The sequence below is a fragment of the Cronobacter condimenti 1330 genome, assembly GCF_001277255.1.
Classification (GTDB): Bacteria; Pseudomonadota; Gammaproteobacteria; order Enterobacterales; family Enterobacteriaceae; genus Cronobacter; species Cronobacter condimenti.
This window is the reverse complement of record NZ_CP012264.1, coordinates 3994174-4011554: the sequence shown is the minus strand read 5'-3', so window position 1 is coordinate 4011554 and position 17381 is coordinate 3994174. Positions and strand designations below refer to the sequence as shown.

Annotated in this window: 18 protein-coding genes; 8 read left to right on the top strand and 10 right to left on the bottom strand. The window is 55.8% G+C overall.

Features of this window, described 5'->3' with window-relative positions; genetic code table 11:
• Window positions 1-28: 28 nt before the first annotated feature.
• From dam to trpS, 4 genes are read left to right on the top strand one after another with little or no spacing between them, the layout of a single operon-like run.
• Window positions 29-847, top strand: a complete 819-nt coding sequence (gene dam, locus AFK62_RS18470) for an adenine-specific DNA-methyltransferase (protein ID WP_007671930.1) — start codon at window positions 29-31, stop codon at window positions 845-847.
• Window positions 848-891: 44 nt separating this feature from the next.
• On the top strand, window positions 892-1569 hold the full coding sequence (rpe, locus tag AFK62_RS18465) for a ribulose-phosphate 3-epimerase (RefSeq protein ID WP_007671932.1): 678 nt from the start codon (window positions 892-894) through the stop codon (window positions 1567-1569).
• Window positions 1562-2308 (top strand): phosphoglycolate phosphatase, encoded by a 747-nt coding sequence (gph, locus tag AFK62_RS18460; RefSeq protein WP_007671933.1) that lies wholly within the window; start codon window positions 1562-1564, stop codon window positions 2306-2308. Before rpe ends, gph begins: the two co-directional genes overlap by 8 nt.
• 4 nt (window positions 2309-2312) lie before the next feature.
• Complete coding sequence (gene trpS / locus AFK62_RS18455; RefSeq protein ID WP_007671935.1) at window positions 2313-3317, top strand: tryptophan--tRNA ligase; 1005 nt, start codon at window positions 2313-2315, stop codon at window positions 3315-3317.
• An 88-nt stretch (window positions 3318-3405) separates the two neighbouring features.
• Here trpS and AFK62_RS21650 read toward each other — a convergent pair whose 3' ends face one another.
• The 10 genes from AFK62_RS21650 to tsgA form a co-directional block, all read right to left on the bottom strand.
• The gene (locus AFK62_RS21650) at window positions 3406-3576 is read right to left on the bottom strand and encodes a YhfL family protein (RefSeq protein WP_007671937.1); all 171 of its coding nucleotides are present in this window, start codon (window positions 3574-3576) and stop codon (window positions 3406-3408) included.
• 150 nt (window positions 3577-3726) lie between these two features.
• Window positions 3727-4458: a GntR family transcriptional regulator gene (locus tag AFK62_RS18450; RefSeq protein WP_007671939.1), complete on the bottom strand. Its 732-nt coding sequence runs from the start codon at window positions 4456-4458 to the stop codon at window positions 3727-3729.
• A 101-nt stretch (window positions 4459-4559) separates the two neighbouring features.
• A complete protein-coding gene (gene frlD, locus AFK62_RS18445; protein WP_007671942.1) occupies window positions 4560-5345 on the bottom strand; it encodes a fructoselysine 6-kinase in 786 nt (261 codons plus the stop codon).
• A 51-nt stretch (window positions 5346-5396) separates the two neighbouring features.
• Window positions 5397-6419 carry a fructoselysine 6-phosphate deglycase gene (gene frlB / locus AFK62_RS18440; protein WP_007671943.1) on the bottom strand — a complete coding sequence of 341 codons (1023 nt, stop codon included), beginning with the start codon at window positions 6417-6419 and terminating at the stop codon, window positions 5397-5399.
• Window positions 6420-6440: 21 nt separating this feature from the next.
• On the bottom strand, window positions 6441-7781 hold the full coding sequence (gene frlA, locus AFK62_RS18435) for a fructoselysine/psicoselysine transporter FrlA (RefSeq protein ID WP_053532072.1): 1341 nt from the start codon (window positions 7779-7781) through the stop codon (window positions 6441-6443).
• A gap of 281 nt (window positions 7782-8062) precedes the next feature.
• Window positions 8063-9436, bottom strand: coding sequence for a siroheme synthase CysG (cysG, locus tag AFK62_RS18430; RefSeq protein ID WP_007682341.1), 1374 nt, complete (start codon window positions 9434-9436; stop codon window positions 8063-8065).
• A 12-nt stretch (window positions 9437-9448) separates the two neighbouring features.
• On the bottom strand, window positions 9449-10252 hold the full coding sequence (gene nirC / locus AFK62_RS18425; RefSeq protein WP_032984990.1) for a nitrite transporter NirC: 804 nt from the start codon (window positions 10250-10252) through the stop codon (window positions 9449-9451).
• Window positions 10253-10610: 358 nt separating this feature from the next.
• Window positions 10611-10937, bottom strand: coding sequence for a nitrite reductase small subunit NirD (gene nirD / locus AFK62_RS18420; protein ID WP_007682347.1), 327 nt, complete (start codon window positions 10935-10937; stop codon window positions 10611-10613).
• A complete protein-coding gene (gene nirB, locus AFK62_RS18415; RefSeq protein ID WP_007682351.1) occupies window positions 10934-13480 on the bottom strand; it encodes a nitrite reductase large subunit NirB in 2547 nt (848 codons plus the stop codon). Before nirB ends, nirD begins: the two co-directional genes overlap by 4 nt.
• A gap of 337 nt (window positions 13481-13817) precedes the next feature.
• Window positions 13818-15005, bottom strand: a complete 1188-nt coding sequence (gene tsgA / locus AFK62_RS18410; protein WP_007682353.1) for an MFS transporter TsgA — start codon at window positions 15003-15005, stop codon at window positions 13818-13820.
• A 275-nt stretch (window positions 15006-15280) separates the two neighbouring features.
• Between tsgA and ppiA the strand changes: the two genes are divergently transcribed.
• The 4 genes from ppiA (at window position 15281) to pabA (ending at window position 17316) form a co-directional block, all read left to right on the top strand.
• Window positions 15281-15853 carry a peptidylprolyl isomerase A gene (ppiA, locus tag AFK62_RS18405; RefSeq protein WP_007682356.1) on the top strand — a complete coding sequence of 191 codons (573 nt, stop codon included), beginning with the start codon at window positions 15281-15283 and terminating at the stop codon, window positions 15851-15853.
• Between the two features lie 106 nt (window positions 15854-15959).
• Entirely contained in the window at window positions 15960-16130 is a 171-nt protein-coding gene (locus AFK62_RS21645; RefSeq protein ID WP_007682358.1) for a YhfG family protein, read from the top strand.
• The gene (locus AFK62_RS18400) at window positions 16120-16722 is read left to right on the top strand and encodes a putative adenosine monophosphate-protein transferase Fic (RefSeq protein WP_007682361.1); all 603 of its coding nucleotides are present in this window, start codon (window positions 16120-16122) and stop codon (window positions 16720-16722) included. The genes AFK62_RS21645 and AFK62_RS18400 overlap by 11 nt, the downstream gene beginning before the upstream one ends.
• Before the next feature lie 30 nt (window positions 16723-16752).
• The gene (pabA, locus tag AFK62_RS18395) at window positions 16753-17316 is read left to right on the top strand and encodes an aminodeoxychorismate synthase component 2 (protein WP_007682362.1); all 564 of its coding nucleotides are present in this window, start codon (window positions 16753-16755) and stop codon (window positions 17314-17316) included.
• Window positions 17317-17381: the final 65 nt, after the last annotated feature.

Sequence of the window (17381 nt, the reverse complement as noted above, 5' to 3'; positions counted from 1 at the left end):
GTGGGAAGGTATGAGTTAATCAGGCAGCATGAAAAAATATCGCGCTTTTCTTAAATGGGCAGGGGGGAAATACCCCCTGCTCGAAGATATTAAACGTCATCTCCCGGAAGGGGAGTGTCTTATCGAGCCCTTCGTCGGCGCGGGATCGGTTTTTCTTAACACCGATTATTCGCGCTATGTTCTGTCAGACATCAACAGCGATCTGATAAGCCTGTACACCACGGTTAAAGATAAAACTGACCACTACGTCAGTGAGGCGCGCCTGCTGTTTACTGCAGAGCATAATCAGGCTGAGGTGTACTATCAGTTGCGCGAAGAGTTCAACCAGAGCCGGGATGAGTTCCGCCGCGCATTGCTCTTTTTGTATCTCAACCGCCACGGTTACAACGGCCTTTGCCGCTACAACCTGCGCGGTGAGTTCAACGTTCCGTTTGGCCGTTACAAAAAACCGTATTTCCCCGAAGCGGAGCTGTACCACTTCGCGGAGCGCGCTCAGAACGCCCTGTTTATCTGCGAATCCTACGATGCCAGCATGGCGCGGGCGCAGCGGGAAAATAGCGCCGTGGTCTATTGCGATCCGCCTTACGCGCCGCTTTCCGCGACGGCGAACTTTACGGCTTATCATACGAACAGCTTTAATCTGGAACAGCAGCGGCATCTGGCAGAACTCGCAGAAGGGCTGCAAAACCTGCAAATCCCGGTGCTGATTTCCAATCACGATACCGAGCTGACCCGCCAGTGGTACCAGCAGGCAACGCTGCATAAGGTGCGGGTACGACGCAGCATCAGCAGCAACGGCGGCACGCGCAGAAAGGTGGACGAACTGCTGGCGCTTTATAAAGCCTGAGCCGGTTCCGCCCGCCATACACACAAGACTTAATGGAGAAGCGGATGAAACAGTATTTGATTGCCCCCTCGATTCTGTCGGCCGATTTTGCCCGGCTGGGTGAAGACACCGCCCGGGTGCTGGCCGCTGGTGCCGATGTCGTCCATTTCGATGTTATGGATAACCATTACGTGCCTAACCTCACCATCGGGCCGATGGTGCTGAAGGCACTGCGTAATTACGGCATTACCGCGCCTGTCGACGTTCACCTGATGGTGAAGCCAGTGGATCGCCTGATCCCGGATTTCGCCGAGGCGGGCGCCAGCATCATTACGTTCCACCCGGAAGCCTCCGAGCATATCGACCGTTCACTGCAGTTGATTAAAGAACATGGTTGTAAAGCGGGCCTGGTGTTCAACCCGGCGACGCCGCTGAGCTATCTCGACTACGTCATGGATAAGCTCGACGTCATTCTGCTGATGTCGGTCAATCCGGGCTTTGGCGGCCAGTCCTTTATTCCACAAACGCTGGAAAAGCTTAAAGAAGTGCGCCAGCGCATTGACGCCTCCGGGCGTGACATCCGTCTTGAAGTCGATGGCGGCGTGAAGGTCAGCAATATCGGCGCTATCGCAGCGGCGGGTGCCGATATGTTCGTGGCAGGCTCCGCGATTTTCAACGAGCCGGATTACCAGAAAGTCATTAACGATATGCGTAGCGAGCTGGCGAAGGTTTCTCATGGATAAATTGCACGCCATCCGCGCTGTCGCGTTCGATCTTGACGGTACGCTGGTCGACAGCGCGCCGGGCCTGACTTATGCCGTGGATAACGCGCTTTATGCGCTGGAACTCCCGACGGCGGGCGACGCGCGCGTCATCACCTGGATTGGCAACGGCGCCGACGTACTGGTTTCGCGTGCACTCACCTGGGCGCGTCAGGAAAAGGCTGCATTGCGCGCTGCTGCCGGCAAACCGGCGGAAACGGACGCGATTCCGGAAGAAGAACAGAACCGTATGATGCGTCGATTGTTCGATCGCTACTACGGTGAGGCCGTTGACGCGGGCAGCGCGTTGTTCCCGGACGTTTTCGAGACGCTTGGCGCGCTGCATCGTCATGGCCTGGCGTTGGGTCTGGTAACCAATAAGCCCACGCCGTTTGTCGCCCCGATGCTGGAATCGCTCGGTATCGCCGATTACTTCAGCATTATTATCGGCGGCGACGACGTGCAGAATAAAAAACCGCACCCGGAACCGCTGCTGAAAGTTATGGATGCGCTGCAGGTGTCGGCACAGGAATTGCTCTTCGTGGGCGATTCGCGCAATGATATTCAGGCGGCACAGGCCGCCGGTTGCGCAAGCGTCGGCCTGACCTATGGCTATAACTACGGTGAAGCGATAACGTTAAGCAACCCGGATTTCGTCTTTGACCATTTCCGCGACTTACTGCCCGCGTTCGGGCTCCCCCACAGTGACAATCAGGAATAGAAAAATGAGTAAGCCCATCGTTTTTAGTGGCGCACAGCCATCCGGAGAACTGACCATCGGTAACTACATGGGTGCGCTGCGTCAGTGGGTTAACATGCAGGACGATTACCACTGCATCTACTGCATCGTGGATCAGCATGCCATCACTGTGCGTCAGGACCCGGCTGCGTTGCGTAAAGCTACGCTCGATACGCTGGCGCTGTATCTCGCCTGCGGCATTGACCCGAAAAAGAGCACCATTTTCGTTCAGTCCCATGTGCCGGAGCACGCGCAACTGGGCTGGGCACTGAACTGCTATACCTATTTCGGCGAGCTCAGCCGCATGACTCAGTTCAAAGATAAATCCGCGCGCTACGCCGAAAACATCAACGCCGGTCTGTTCGATTACCCGGTGCTAATGGCGGCGGATATCCTGCTGTACCAGACCAATCTGGTGCCGGTGGGCGAAGACCAGAAACAGCACCTGGAGCTGAGCCGTGACATCGCGCAGCGCTTCAATGCAATTTACGGCGAGATTTTCCGCGTACCGGAGCCGTTCATCCCGAAATCGGGCGCGCGCGTCATGTCGCTGCTGGAGCCGACTAAAAAGATGTCCAAGTCCGACGATAACCGTAATAACGTTATCGGCCTGCTGGAAGATCCGAAATCCGTTGTGAAGAAGATCAAGCGCGCGGTGACCGACTCCGACGAGCCGCCAGTGGTGCGTTACGACGTGGCGAACAAAGCAGGCGTTTCCAACCTGCTGGATATTCTCTCAGCCGTAACCGGCCAGAGCATTGCGGAGCTTGAACAGCATTTTGAAGGCAAAATGTACGGCCATCTGAAAGGCGAAGTGGCAGACGCCGTTTCCGGCATGTTGACGGAGCTTCAGGAGCGTTATCACCGTTTCCGTAATGACGAAGCCTTCCTGCAAAGCGTGATGAAAGAAGGCGCGGAAAAAGCCCGCGCGCATGCAGGCGAAACGCTGAAGAAAGTGTATGAGGCCATCGGCTTTGTCGCCCAGCCGTAAGGAATAACAAAACCGGGCCAATCCCGGTTTTATTGTGGTACGAAAACCCCCTCTGTGAGGGGGTTTTTTATTTCTGCCGCGGCGTGAATTACTGCTCCGCTGCCGGGCCGCAGCCGCCAATCATTTTCGAAATAGAAATAGCCGGGTGGAGTAAATAGTCGTAACTGCAGGTTTTGTTTTTATTCTCGATATGCCCCGTGCAGGCGGTAAGCGTCGAGATTACCGCAGCCAGCATAGCCAGTTTCATTACGTTTTTCATTGTGCGTCCCTATAAGTGGTATGTCCTAAATTATTGATATGAATATCATTATGATATTCATGGCGCAGACTATACGCGATGTGAGGGAAGGGACGTCAACGTCGGGAAGTGGACTTGCGTTCTGAATAAATCCTGAGCGGGCGCTGTATGTCAGCGCCGCTGGTTGTCGATAGTCAGGGTGACGCGGTTAGCGCGACAGAACAACTCGGAATAGTGCACGGGTTTTTGATGCTGATCGTAGGCAATCTTACTGATGCGGAACAGCGGCTCGCCCAGTTCGCATTTAAGCCACTGCGCTTCAGATTTCGTAGCGGTAAAAATGTCGATGGTCTTTTTATCGCTGACTACCTGCGTGTCGAAGCGCTCCTGAAAAAGCTGATAAGTGGAAGCGCCCGCAGAATAGATCTCGTTAAACGCCGGATAACGCGCCAGCGGGATCCACGAACAGTCGATAAAGAGCGGTTCGCCGTCGAGATACATCACCCGGCGCAGGCGGAAAATGTCGCTGCCACCGGGGATATTCAGACGCTCGCAAAACGGATCGGCGCTAACGCACTCTTGTTCTATCACCTCTTCTTTGGTGGGCTTGCCCTGCGAGACGCCGAAATCGGTAAAACCGCTTACCGTCAGCAAGGCGTTTTCCACTTTTTTACTCTGTACGAACGTCCCCTTACCCTGCCAGCGGATCAGCACGCCGTCTTTCACCAGATCGCTAATCGCTTTACGGATGGTGATGCGGCTAACGTCATAGAGCGCGCACAACTCGCTTTCGGTGGGGATCTGCTGCCCGGCCTGATAGACACCCTGATCGATATCATCAAGCAGACGTTGGCGGACGGTGGCGTAAAGGAGTTGGTGAGAGTAGCGCTCCGTAGCTGGCATGAATCGACCCTGAGATTGTAGAAAACGTGGGGATGATTATAAGAGCGTTTACAGAGGAGGGACAGGGCGTTGGCGTGAGTTGCGTCACGCCAACGCAGGCCTCACCAGGCACCGTGATAACCGAGCGTGCGCGCAGCGCAGCGTGTGCCTTGCTTCATCGCCCCGGCAAGCGACAGCCCGGCGGCGACCGCACACAGAAAACCAGCGATGTAGGAATCCCCGGCGCCCATAGTATCGACCACCTCTACCTGCTCCGGCGGCATACGCCAGAACTGCGTACCGTCCCAGGCGAGGCTGCCGTTCTCGCCAAGCGTCGCGATAGCGATACCCGCGCCGCAGTCCACCACCGTTTGCAGCCTGTCACGAAGCCACGGGCTCTCTTCGTGTGCGGAGGCGAACGCATAGTCGAGATGCTCCGGCAGCGTGTGCCACAGCGGGCTTTCCCACTTGTCGGCAAAATCAAACGACAGCGTTTTCCCGGTAGCGCGCAGCGGCGCAAACGCGGTTTCAGCATGGCCCCAGATGGCCGAATGGATAATATCAAAGCCGGTCAGCCAGCGAAGATCGTCATCGCTGACCGTAAAACCTGCCATCACGCCTTCAGTGTAATCGCCAAGAATACGGTCATTGTCGCGCAGTGCTACCTGCGTCTGCGCGGTAGCGCCTGGCTTCACGTGCAGGTGCGAGATATCAACCCCGTGCTGCGCCAGGTCACGCCGGAGCATCTGCCCGTAGTCATCATCGCCAACCCAGCTCACGCAGGCAGGCTGCATGCCGTAGCGGGTGCTGTACACCGCCACATTAACGGCATTGCCGCCGGAATATGCTTTGCCGAGCTGCGGATAGATATCCACGCAGTTATCACCGACCGTCGCCAGTTTTTTCATATTCCTTTTCCTTACCTATTGGCCCGGCCCGCGTGCAGACCGGGCGGGGGATTAATACTCGACAATGCCACCGTAATAGCGACGGTCGTCCGGGTTGTGGTCTTTGTAGATGGAGAGGTAGTAGCAGAGCCACTCCATCGGCACGAACATCAGGAACGGCGCGAGCCACGGGTGCAGCCCCTGAGAAATCTCTTCATAGTCAATGACAATCACGTTATCGGTCCGTTTACGTACGAAGCGGATCGCGCGCTCGGTCGTGTGACGGCTTTCATCGTTGCCCAGCAGGAAGAGGAACGGCACGCCTGGCTCGACGATTTCCAGCGGGCCGTGGCGGAATTCGCCGCTTTCAATGACCGAACCGTGAGTCCAGGTGAACTCCATTAGCGTTACGATCCCTTCTTTGTAGCCGAGCGGACGCAGCGGGCCGGCAGCAACGGTGTAGATCATGGGCCACTGCGATGCCTGCTCGCCAAGCTGACGGCCTTTCTCTTCCCAGGTGCGAACCAGATGGCCGAGCGCCTGCGGCAGCTTGCGCAGATCGTTTTTGATTTTGCCGGTTTCGGCGTGTGGGGCGAGGCGGGTGATCATCTCCAGTACCACGCTGTAGCAGAGCAGCAGATGAATTTCCCAGATGCAGTCCGCCTCATAGGCGATCACATGTTCTGCGGCATTGACGATCGGGCTGTCTGGCCGTTTGGTGAAGGCAGCGGTCAGCGCGCCGCAGGCGGCACCCAGTTCCAGCGCCTTGATCACTTCTTCCGTTTTGCCGTAGTCAGAGACGCCAATCACCGCGCATTTTGAATCCAGGCGGTGCGGCGTATTGTCGCAGAACTCCCAGCCCGAGAGCGCGTAAACCTGCAGGCTGGAGAAGCGGTCCGCGAGGTGCTTCGCCGTCTGCGCTGCATTCAGCGGCGAGCCACAGGCAACAAAATAGATACGGTCGATGCCGCGCTTAATCATCTCGTCGACGATGGCGTGCACGCGAGGAACATCCTTCGCCAGGATCTTTTCGACCTCCTGAACCATGTTTTCGGTTACCAGAAAATCCACGGTGCTTTTATCGATATTCAGCATGAAACTACTCTCCAGACAGGGTTAAGAAACATGGGCCAGACGGCGGTTACGCTTTTCCCAGAAGGCGTAAGCAGGCAGGCCGGTGGCAATAACAATCAGGGCGCAGATAAGGCCGGGGACGGGGGCCCACACGAAGGTGGAGGCAACCAGAATGAGACTTGAGGCAATCGCGGCGAAGGTCATCAGGCCGAAGGCTGGAGTTCGCCACAGCGGTTTGTAATCCTCACGCTTGCGACACCAGATAATGGAGCCGAAGGTCAGGGTATTTTTAAAGCACATCACCAGCGTGAAGTAGCCAAGCAGGCTGGTCAGGTCGGAAACAAAGATAAAGAAGATGCCGAGCGCGCATTGCAGAATGATGGAAACATCCGGCGTGTTGTATTTCGGATGCACATGGCCGAAGCTTTTGAAAAAGAGCTTATCTTTCGCCATCGCATATTCCAGACGTGGCTGATACATCACGCAGCTGGAAAGCGAGCCGAGGATCACTATCATGGCGGTAATCGCGACAAATACCCCAGCCACGCTGCCGAGCGCCGGAATATAGGTGAGCGCATCGGAGATTGGCGTTTCAGACGCAGCGAGTTTCTCAAACGGCATGAGCCCGGAGATAACAAGCGCCAGCAGCGAATAGAGCACCAGCACCAGCAGGCATGAACCAATCAGCGCCCGCGGCATCGTTTTGCCAGGGTTTTTAATTTCACCCGTCATGTAGCAGATAGAGGCCATGCCGGTATAGGACCAGCTGGTGGCGGAAATCCCGGCCAGCAGCGCCATGATGCCTGCGGTAGCGCTGGTCGCGCTCGCCGTGGCCGGGGCTGCGAAGTTATCGCCCTTAAGCCAGAAAACGCCGATGCCAATCACTATCGCAAAGGGAATGATTTTGGCGATGGTGATAAGCGTCTGGAATGTCGCGCCGCCTTCCACCGAGCGCAAATGCAGCAGCATAAACGCGAGGATCAAACCGGTAGCGACCAGCTTGCCGGTGAAGGGATCGAGCGGCACCAGAAAACTAAAATTGCTGACGATAGCCAGCGCCATGATCGAGAGCGAAGGCGCGTCATTGGCCCAGAAGCTGGCCCAGCCGGAGAGAAACGCCAGTGGACGGCTGCCCGCGTTTTTCAGGTAAACATAATCTGCGCCGTTTTCAGGGTAGGCGGTGGAGAGCTCCGCATATACGCACATCTGCGGGATAACAATTAAACCACCTATCACGAAAGCGAGCACGGTGAGCCACGGCGTGCCTGCTGCCTTCGCCACTTCACCCACCGAAACGAAAATACCGGAACCGACGGTCGTTCCGACGGAAATGGCCAGCACGGCCCAGAAGCCGAGCTTGCGTTGGAGTTCCTGGCCTTCCATATCGTTACCTTTTTAGTTGTAAACAGGGTTGTAGGAGTCAGAGCGCGTCCCCGGATGAAGGCAGCAGGAGGCCGCATGACCCGGCTTACAAGGTCATGAAGAATCAATGGCTGATTTCATAATGAGATGACGCATAATGAATATAACAACACATGATGAATTGTGTTGGCGAGATAGATCACAAAATCGCCGTATGTTAGCGATATGTTATATATTTATAGTTTATCTTTTTGAAAAATAAGGAAATAAAAAAGGCCAGCAAGGCTGGCCTGTGGGGGAGGTTATTTCGAGGAGAACCAGTTGAGCTTATCGCGCAACGCCACAACGCGGCCCACAATAATCAGACTGGGGCTTTCGACGCGTTGCGCCAGCGCGCCAAGTTCGGTTAACGCGCCCGTGACCACGCGTTGTTTTACGCTGGTCCCGTTTTCCACCAGCGCTACCGGCATGTCAGGATCCATGCCATGCGTGATGAGGTTTTCCTGAATCGCGGCGGCCTGATTTAACCCCATGTAAAACACCAGCGTCTGTTTTTCTGCCGCGAGATTGTGCCAGTCAAATTCACCGCCGTTTTTCAGGTGGCCGGTTACAAGGCGCACGCTCTGTGCGTAATCACGGTGGGTAAGTGGCAGGCCTGCGTAGGCGGAACAGCCGGAGGCCGCGGTGATGCCAGGCACGACTGAGAAAGGAATGCCTGCTTCACACAGCGTTTCCAGCTCTTCCCCGCCGCGTCCGAAGATAAACGGATCGCCGCCCTTCAGGCGAACCACGCGTTTACCGCGCTGGGCTTCACGCAACAGGATCTGGTTAATCTCTTCCTGCGGCACACAGTGGTAACCCGCGCGTTTGCCGACAAAAACGCGATCGGCATCGCGACGCACCAGATTCATGATTTCATCTGAAACCAGGCGATCGTAAACCACGATGTCTGCCTGTTGGATCTGCTGCAAGCCTTTAAGCGTCAGCAGACCCGGATCGCCAGGACCTGCGCCCACCAGCACGACTTCACCGCGATCGTCGAGCGGCTCGCTCAGCAGCGTGTCGGTAATACGGGCGACGGCTGGCTTATCGTCATTCGCCAGCGATTGTGCGAGGCGATCGTTGACGAAGAATTTTTCCCAGAAGCGGCGACGTTCGCTCATAGAAGTGAAGGTTTGCTTCACACGCTGGCGTAACTGACCGGCGTAACCGGCCACTTTGCCGAGATGCTGAGGCAACAGCGCTTCAAGCTTTTCACGCAGCAGGCGGGCCAGCACCGGTGAGGTGCCGCCGGAGGAGACCGCCACCATCAGCGGTGAGCGGTCGATAATCGACGGCATAATAAAACTCGCCTGTTTCGGTGCGTCTACCACGTTGCAAAAGATTCGGCGCGCTTCGGCAGCATCACTGACCTGATTGTTCACCGCGTCGTCATCCGTCGCGGCGATCACCAGCCAGCACGCCTCCAGCAGTTGGGCGTCAAATTCGCCTTGTACCAGTGTTAGCATGCCCTGTTCCGCCCAGGCCTCAAACTGAGGGGCGAACGCCAGCGCGTTAACCGTCAGCGTGGCGCCTGCCTCCATTAGCAGTCGTGCTTTGCGCTCTGCGACATCTCCACCGCCTACCAGCAGGCAGGCGCGGTTACGTAACTGACAAAATATCGGCAGGTGATCCACGGCGTATCCTTCTTAACGGGCGGTTTCTGGTGCGGTCTGCGCGGCGGCCTGCGGGCGCTCTGCTTTCGGGGTAGCATACCAGTAACCCAAACCCATGAACACGGCGCCAGAAAGCGTATTGCCAAGGGTTACCCACAAGAGATTATGGCCGATACCACTGAGCGTGAAGGCCTCGTTGTGATGGCCGAACCAGGAAAGTGCAAACAGGGTCATGTTAGCGACCGAGTGCTCGTAGCCGGAGGCGATAAATGCCAGTAAACACCACCAGATAGCGATAAATTTGGCAGCGCCTTCAGTACGAATCGCCATCCAGATTGCAAGGCACACCAGCCAGTTGCACAGCGCGCCTTTAAAGAACAGCACTGTCGCCGGTGCGCTGGTTTTCGCGAGCGCTACGGTGTGTAAAAGGCTGGTATCGACCGGCAGCAGACTGCCGCCGCCCCAGCTGTAGAGCAGGGCGACAAAGACCGAACCAACGAGATTTCCAAGCCAGGTTTGCGGCAAAATGGCCCACATTTGACCGTGGCTGATGGTGCCTGCTTTCACGCCAAGCGTCAGGAACATCGTGTGGCCAGTGAAGAGTTCGGAACCGGCGATGATAACCAGCGTCAGCGCAATGCCGAACGTAGCGCCCATCACCAGCGGACGGATGGCCGGTTCAAGCAGATTGCCGAGTGTGAAAATCAAAATAATCCCGAGCCCGACATACGCGCCCGCCATTGCGGAGCTGACCCAGAAACCCAGAGGATTATTTGCCGAGAGGCGAGCGATGCGGGCAGCATTTGCCGCGCACTTATTGATCGTGTCGGTAAACATAATGGTTATCCTAAAAAGTGAGTGAAAGTAAAAAATTAAGAAACTAAAAAATGTCTGAATGCGGCGCGCCGTTTGTACGCGCTTTTTCGTTGTTGTCCTTAACGGGCGCTTGCGTAATAAGAGCGCCGATGGAAAACGTTTATAAGTGGAGGCTTTGCCTCTCTGCTTTACTGCTTTTTTTGGCGAGTCGCGCAGGCCTGACATCACGGTGGCGGTGCTGCGCTTACCCACCCTTAAGGCCCTGGCCCCTCACCGATTTCCTCTCCCCAGCGGGGAGAGGGTTAAGGTTGGTATTGAATCTTAAAGTAAATTTCCGGTTTGCTTTTCTGCACTCTGCCTTGAAGAAAACCGGGCAGTATTACGCCCTTACCTGTACCTGACCATCCTTCACGCGCGCATCAAAATGTGCGACAGAACGGGTTTCGTCTTCCATACAGGCGCCGTCGCGCAGGCGAAAGCGCTGTTTTTTCAGCGGACTTGCCACCCACAGGTCGCCCTGGTGCTCAGCGATAATGCCGCGAGACAGCACACTTGCTTTAAAAAACGGGTCGATGTTACTGATGGCATACACTTCGTCGTTGGCCCGCGGGCGGAAAATCGCTATCTGATGTTCGCCTATCAGCGCGCAAACGCCTGTTGCCGGGACAATGTCATCAATCTTGCAAATGGTGTTCCACTGGCTCATACGGTTTCCTCCACGAAGGTGACAGGGATACGCTCATAAGGCGTGGCCGGACGATGCTGCTGGCGCTCTGGCACCACCTGCACGTTCGGGTCGCGGCGATCGCTGTTGACGAAGTGTTTGAAGCGCCCCTGCGCCTGCGGGTTGTTGACCGTTTCAGTCCACTCGCAAATCACCGCGTCACGCAGACGGGTCATTTCGGCTTCCAGCTGATCGTTGAGGCCCAGTTTGTCGTCAATAATCACGCGTCTCAGGTAATCGATGCCGCCTTCCATGTTATCCAGCCATGGGGCGGTACGGGTCAGTTTGTCGGCGGTGCGAATGTAGAACATCATGAAGCGATCGAGATAACGCACCAGCGTCTCTTTATCGAGATCCGCTGCCAGCAGATCGGCATGGCGTGGTTTCATCCCGCCGTTACCGCAGACATACAGGTTCCAGCCTTTTTCGGTGGCGATGATGCCGACATCTTTCCCCTGTGCCTCGGCGCATTCACGCGTACAGCCGGATACGCCAAATTTCATTTTGTGCGGAGTGCGGATGCCTTTATAGCGGTTTTCCAGCTCTACGCCGAAACCTACGCTGTCACCGACGCCGTAACGACACCAGGTGCTGCCCACACAGGTTTTCGCCATACGCAACGCTTTGGCGTAAGCGTGGCCGGTTTCGAAGCCTGCGTTAATCAGCTGACGCCAGATTTCCGGCAGGTCGTCTTTCTGCGCGCCGAACAGGCCGATACGCTGGGAGCCGGTAATTTTGGTGTAAAGGTTAAATTCGCGGGCGATACGGCCTACTTCCATCAGCCCTTCCGGTGTGATTTCACCGCCGGCAGAACGCGGGATGACCGAGTAAGTGCCGTCTTTCTGGATGTTCGCCAGGAAGTTGTCGTTGGTATCCTGCAGCGGCGTGTGCTGCGGTTTGAGGATGTACTCATTCCAGCAGGAAGCCAGCAGCGAGCCGACGGTCGGTTTACAGACTTCGCAACCGTAGCCTTTGCCATATTTCGCCAGCAGTTCTTCGAAGGATTTAATGCCTTCAACACGGATCAGGTGATAGAGCTCCTGACGAGAGAACGCGAAGTGTTCACACAGGTTGTTGTTAACTTCGATGCCCTGTTTCGCCAGCTCGGCGTTCAGCACCTGAGTTACCAGCGGGATACAGCCGCCGCAGCCAGTACCGGCTTTGGTCTCTGCTTTCAGCGCCGCAACGGTGTGGCAGCCTTTGTTGATAGCGGCAATCAGCGCGCCTTTGGTAACGTCAAAGCAGGAGCAAATCTGCGCACTGTCCGGCAGTTTATCTACACCGATAGAGGGTTTGCCCTGGCCTGCGTGCGCCGGCAGGATCAGCGAGTCCGGGTTTTCCGGCAGCTCAATGGCGTTCAGCACCAGTTGCAGCAGGTTGCCGTAATCGCTGGTGTCGCCTACCAGTACCGCACCGAGCAGCGTTTTGTTGTCTTCGCTGACGATAAGGCGTTTGTAGGTTTCTTTGCTTTCATCGAGGAACACGTAGCTGCGTGATTTTGGCGTGCGGCCATGCGCGTCGCCGATGCCGCCGACATCCACACCCAGCAGTTTCAGTTTGGCGCTGAGATCCGCGCCTTCAAACAGGTTGCCTGCGTTGCCGAGAATATGGTCGACCGCCACTTGCGCCATTTTGTAGCCCGGTGCGACAAGACCGTACACGCGGCTGTTCCAGCTGGCGCATTCGCCAATGGCGTAAATGTCCGGGTCGGAGGTCTGGCACAGGTCGTTGATGACGATGCCGCCGCGCGGAGCAATCTCGAGATCGCACTGTTTAGCCAGTTTGTCGCGTGGGCGGATACCGGTTGAGAAGACAATGAAGTCAACTTCCAGATCGCTGCCGTCGGCGAAGCGCATGGTTTTACGCGCTTCCACGCCTTGCTGTACGATTTCCTGGGTGTTTTTGCTGGTGTGAACTTTCACGCCCATGCTTTCGATTTTGCGACGCAGCTGTTCGCCGCCCATCTGATCGAGCTGTTCGGCCATCAGCATCGGCGCGAATTCGATAACGTGGGTTTCAACGCCTAAGTTTTTCAGCGCGCCTGCGGCTTCCAGCCCGAGCAGGCCGCCGCCGACGACCGCGCCGCGTTTGCTTCGACGCGCGCAGGCTTCAATCGCGTTCAAATCTTCGATGGTGCGGTAAACGAAGCAGTCCTGGGTTTCGGAGCCTTTAATCGGCGGGATCCACGGGTAAGAACCGGTCGCCATAATCAATTTGTCGTAGAAGACGGTGCGCCCGGCACTGGAGTGGATCACTTTCTCCTGGCGGTTAATGGTGATGGCGCGCTCGCCCACCAGCACTTTTACGCCATGCTTGTCGTAGTAGCCTTCGCGAACCAGCGACAGCTCTTCAGCGGTATGATGAGAGAAATAGGAAGAGAGGTGCACGCGGTCATAGGCGATGCGCGGCTCCTCACAGAAGACGGTGATGTCGAACTGGCCTGGATCGGCTTTATCGAGAAGGTCTTCGATAAAGCGGTGACCAACCATGCCGTTACCGATAATAGCGAGTCTGACTTTGCTCATTTTTGCCTCGATTTCTTTTCTATTACCGCCTACCTTAACGATTCAGCCCCCCCGCTTATTGATGTAAATCAATTACACCTTTATATACCTCTTAATGGGTATATCCTTGATTTTTGTAGGTTTTTATAAGTGCTGGAATTGATTAGAGTTTCGTAAGTGTTCATTTTTTGAGCCGGGATGGCGCGAATTTTCAACAGCGAAATTGATGCTATGAATAAGCAACCGTCATGCTGTTAAAAAGAAAACGGCGAGCCTGGAGCGAGCGGAACGGGAAGAAAGGGAGCAGGGAAGGGAGACGCGAAATGTCCCTTCCCGGCGGGGAAGGGACAAGGCACCGTTAGTGTGCCGCTGCCATTTTCGCGTGCTGGCGATGACGGGTAACAAAGCCCAGCGCGAAGCACATGACAAATACCACTGCGTAGAGGCCGTTTGCGGTAAACAGCGCCGCCTGCGGGCCGTGATTCGCCACAATCGGGCCTGTCACGATAAAGGTCAGCATGGTGCCGACGGTGCCGCAGGTCAGGATGAAGTTCACCAGTTTTGGCGAGGAGACTTTCGTCTGCTGTGAGCCAAGCGTAATGATGGTGGTATAAATCGCGCTGGAGAAGAAACCGAGCGCCAGAATAAACCACGCCATATGTTCCGGCTTACTGGTAATAAAGAAGTACATCAGCACCGTGGCGAGGCCCGCCAGTACGGTCAGGATGCGCTGCAAATCAAAGAAGCGCAGCACGACGCTGAAGACCCACATGCCAATCATGTAAGACATCCAGAAATTACTCACCAGCGTACCGGCGTCGTTCAGGTTCATGCCGAGGCTTTTGGTCGCGTATTCCGGCACCCAGCCGATAAAACCGAGCTGGCCCAGAATGTAGCAAAGTGCCGCCACGGAGAGGAACAACACGCCTACCCCCCATTTTTCTTTCATGACCGGCTGGTTTTCCTGCGCGGCATGTTTGCCAAGGACCGGGAAATCACAACCAAACGTCAGAATGAAAATAGCCACATAGACCAGGCCGATGCAGGCATACACCCAGTACCACTCAATGCTGCGTGCCAGCAGGAAGGCAGCGACCATCGGGAAGATCATCCCGGCCATGCTGAAGAAAGAGTCGGTAAACAGCAGGCGGGAACCGCGCTGGCGTCCTTCATACATATGGGTAATGAGGAAGGTCCCGATCGACATGGTGATGCCGCTGACCAGGCCGAGTACAAACATCGCGGCGGAGAAGAGCGTCAGGCTCTGGCTAAACATCAGCGCGATGACCGCAAGCACCATTAACACAAAGCCAAAACGCAGCTGGGTTTTCAGCGGCACAATCTCCATCAGCCAGGCGTTTAAAAAGATGGAGATCAGGATCCCGGCGTTCAGAAAGGTGAAGGTGTTACTCATGCTGGAAACGGGCAGATGAAAATAGTCTGCGATATTCCCCATCACCATCCCGGTGACGATTACCAACGCGCCAGTAAGGGCGTAGGAAAAGAAGCTGATCCATGTGAGCTTGATACGATTGCTGTTAGTCATGACTGGCCTGTGAATAGAAGTGTAAAGCGCGTTGACGGCGCCGTGAACCTGGGCATTCTAGGCGTTAATGTGATCCAATAAAACATTCATTGATCACAGCTTGTCAAAAACGACATGGTTTGTATGACATCCATCACATTATTGGACACGGCAGATCCGATGAGTGTCCTTTAACGTCACGCAGGTACGTAAAAGCAGGTAAATCTCTGGCACGTCACGCGATCGCTATTTAGAATCGACCCACTCGCTTTTTTCTGCTTCGTAAGGAATTCTTCATGCTCAAATCCACTCTGGCGGCTGTTGCGGCTGTATTTGCTCTTTCTGCCCTTTCTCCTGCTGCTCTGGCGGCAAAAGGCGACCCGCATGTTCTGCTGACAACCTCTGCGGGAAACATTGAGCTGGAGCTGAACAGCCAGAAAGCGCCGGCCACCGTGAAAAACTTCGTTGATTACGTCAATAGCGGTTTTTATAACAACACCATTTTCCACCGCGTGATCCCGGGCTTTATGGTGCAGGGCGGTGGTTTCACCGCGGATATGCAGCAGAAGCCGACCAACGCGCCGGTGAAAAACGAGGCGGATAACGGCCTGCCGAACGCGCGTGGCACCATCGCAATGGCGCGTACCGCCGATAAAGACAGCGCCACCAGCCAGTTCTTTATCAACGTTGCAGACAACGCCTTCCTGAACCACGGCCAGCGCGACTTCGGCTATGCGGTTTTCGGTAAAGTCGTCAAAGGCATGGACGTGGCCGATAAAATCACTCAGGTGCAGACACATGATGTTGGTCCGTACCAGAATGTGCCGTCCAAACCGGTGGTTATCCTCTCCGCAAAAGTCCTGCCGTAATTCTCTTCCCTGCGCGGGCTTCTCGGCCCGCGTCGTTTCGCCTCCCGGCAAACCCGCCCATTGCTGCTTATACTTGTGGCACACGGGGTTACGTTCAGGGGGCAACATGTCCAGAAAACTCACCGACAGACAAAAGTCCCGGATCTGGGACGCGCAGAAGAATCACAACTTTCAGGCCAGCAACCGGCTGGAAGGCATTGAGGTGCCTCTGGTGACCTTATCCCGCGAAGAAGCGCTGGCGCGCATTGAAGAGCTAAGGGGGCACTATGAGCGATAAATTCGGCGATGGACGCGACCCTTACTACTGGTCCGGCAGCGATGTGCTGCGTAACCGGTTGAATATTCACGCCGCGCAGGATCTTCAGCACGCCGAGCGCGAACTGACGTCGCTGCGCGCCGCCACGCTCGAACTCGGGCCTGTGCAACGCGGGCTGCCGCACCTGTGCGCCATTCACCGCCAGCTTTTTCAGGATCTCTACGACTGGGCGGGCGAGTTGCGTGAAGTCGATATCTATCAGGGCGAGACCCGCTTTGCGCATTTCGAATATCTGGAAAAAGAGGGTAATGCGCTGATGCAGGCGCTGGAAGATGAGGATTACCTCATCGGACTGGAGCCAGACGCTTTTACCGCCCGTCTTGCGCATTATTACTGCGAGATTAACGTCCTGCATCCGTTTCGCATCGGCACCGGGCGCGCCCAGCGCGTGTTCTTTGAACAGCTCGCACTTCATGCAGGTTATAGCCTTGACTGGCGGGGTGTTGATGTCGACGCGTGGCGCGCGGCTAATCAGGCCGGAGCGATGGGCGACCTGGCACCGCTTGAGAAAATCTTCGCCAAAGTGGTGAGCGAGGCGCGGGAAAGCGAGTAAACTGGCGCGGTTCTTTTTTCCGGAGCCGCCATGTTACTGCTTATCGACAACTACGATTCTTTCACCTGGAACCTGTTTCAGTATTTCAGCGAGCTGGGCGCAGAGGTGGTAGTCAGGCGCAACGATGAGCTGACGCCTGATGATATCGATGCGCTCGCCCCAGCGCATCTGGTCATCTCTCCCGGCCCCTGTACCCCCAATGAAGCGGGTATTTCACTTGCGGCTATCCGACGCTACGCCGGTCGCCTGCCGATACTCGGCGTCTGCCTCGGGCATCAGGCCATTGGACAAGCCTTCGGCGCAGACGTAGTGCGCGCTACAACCGTCATGCATGGCAAAACCTCGGCGATTCACCACAACGGCACGGGCGTGTTCACCGGGCTGAATAACCCGCTCACCGTTACCCGCTATCATTCGTTGATTATCGATCGCACGACGCTGCCTGCGGCGTTTGACATTACCGCCTGGACGGATGAAGGCGAAATTATGGGCATTCGCCATCGCGACTTGCCGCTTGAAGGTGTGCAGTTTCACCCGGAGAGTATTCTGAGCGAGCAGGGACACCAGCTGCTGGCAAACTTCCTTTCGCGCTGAATTTTTATTGCCTTTTAGTGATTTTTTATTCATATTTTGTGCTTATCTTTTCATGTGCGATGGCA

Excerpts from the sequence above, each read along its gene's own strand:
- dam (WP_007671930.1), top strand. The coding sequence starts at position 29 with ATGAAAAAATATCGCGCTTTTCTTAAATGGGCAGGGGGGAAATACCCC.
- rpe (WP_007671932.1), top strand. The coding sequence starts at position 892 with ATGAAACAGTATTTGATTGCCCCCTCGATTCTGTCGGCCGATTTTGCC.
- gph (WP_007671933.1), top strand. The coding sequence starts at position 1,562 with ATGGATAAATTGCACGCCATCCGCGCTGTCGCGTTCGATCTTGACGGT.
- trpS (WP_007671935.1), top strand. The coding sequence starts at position 2,313 with ATGAGTAAGCCCATCGTTTTTAGTGGCGCACAGCCATCCGGAGAACTG.
- AFK62_RS21650 (WP_007671937.1), bottom strand. The coding sequence starts at position 3,576 with ATGAAAAACGTAATGAAACTGGCTATGCTGGCTGCGGTAATCTCGACG.
- AFK62_RS18450 (WP_007671939.1), bottom strand. The coding sequence starts at position 4,458 with ATGCCAGCTACGGAGCGCTACTCTCACCAACTCCTTTACGCCACCGTC.
- frlD (WP_007671942.1), bottom strand. The coding sequence starts at position 5,345 with ATGAAAAAACTGGCGACGGTCGGTGATAACTGCGTGGATATCTATCCG.
- frlB (WP_007671943.1), bottom strand. The coding sequence starts at position 6,419 with ATGCTGAATATCGATAAAAGCACCGTGGATTTTCTGGTAACCGAAAAC.
- frlA (WP_053532072.1), bottom strand. The coding sequence starts at position 7,781 with ATGGAAGGCCAGGAACTCCAACGCAAGCTCGGCTTCTGGGCCGTGCTG.
- nirC (WP_032984990.1), bottom strand. The coding sequence starts at position 10,252 with ATGTTTACCGACACGATCAATAAGTGCGCGGCAAATGCTGCCCGCATC.
- nirD (WP_007682347.1), bottom strand. The coding sequence starts at position 10,937 with ATGAGCCAGTGGAACACCATTTGCAAGATTGATGACATTGTCCCGGCA.
- nirB (WP_007682351.1), bottom strand. The coding sequence starts at position 13,480 with ATGAGCAAAGTCAGACTCGCTATTATCGGTAACGGCATGGTTGGTCAC.
- tsgA (WP_007682353.1), bottom strand. The coding sequence starts at position 15,005 with ATGACTAACAGCAATCGTATCAAGCTCACATGGATCAGCTTCTTTTCC.
- ppiA (WP_007682356.1), top strand. The coding sequence starts at position 15,281 with ATGCTCAAATCCACTCTGGCGGCTGTTGCGGCTGTATTTGCTCTTTCT.
- AFK62_RS21645 (WP_007682358.1), top strand. The coding sequence starts at position 15,960 with ATGTCCAGAAAACTCACCGACAGACAAAAGTCCCGGATCTGGGACGCG.
- AFK62_RS18400 (WP_007682361.1), top strand. The coding sequence starts at position 16,120 with ATGAGCGATAAATTCGGCGATGGACGCGACCCTTACTACTGGTCCGGC.
- pabA (WP_007682362.1), top strand. The coding sequence starts at position 16,753 with ATGTTACTGCTTATCGACAACTACGATTCTTTCACCTGGAACCTGTTT.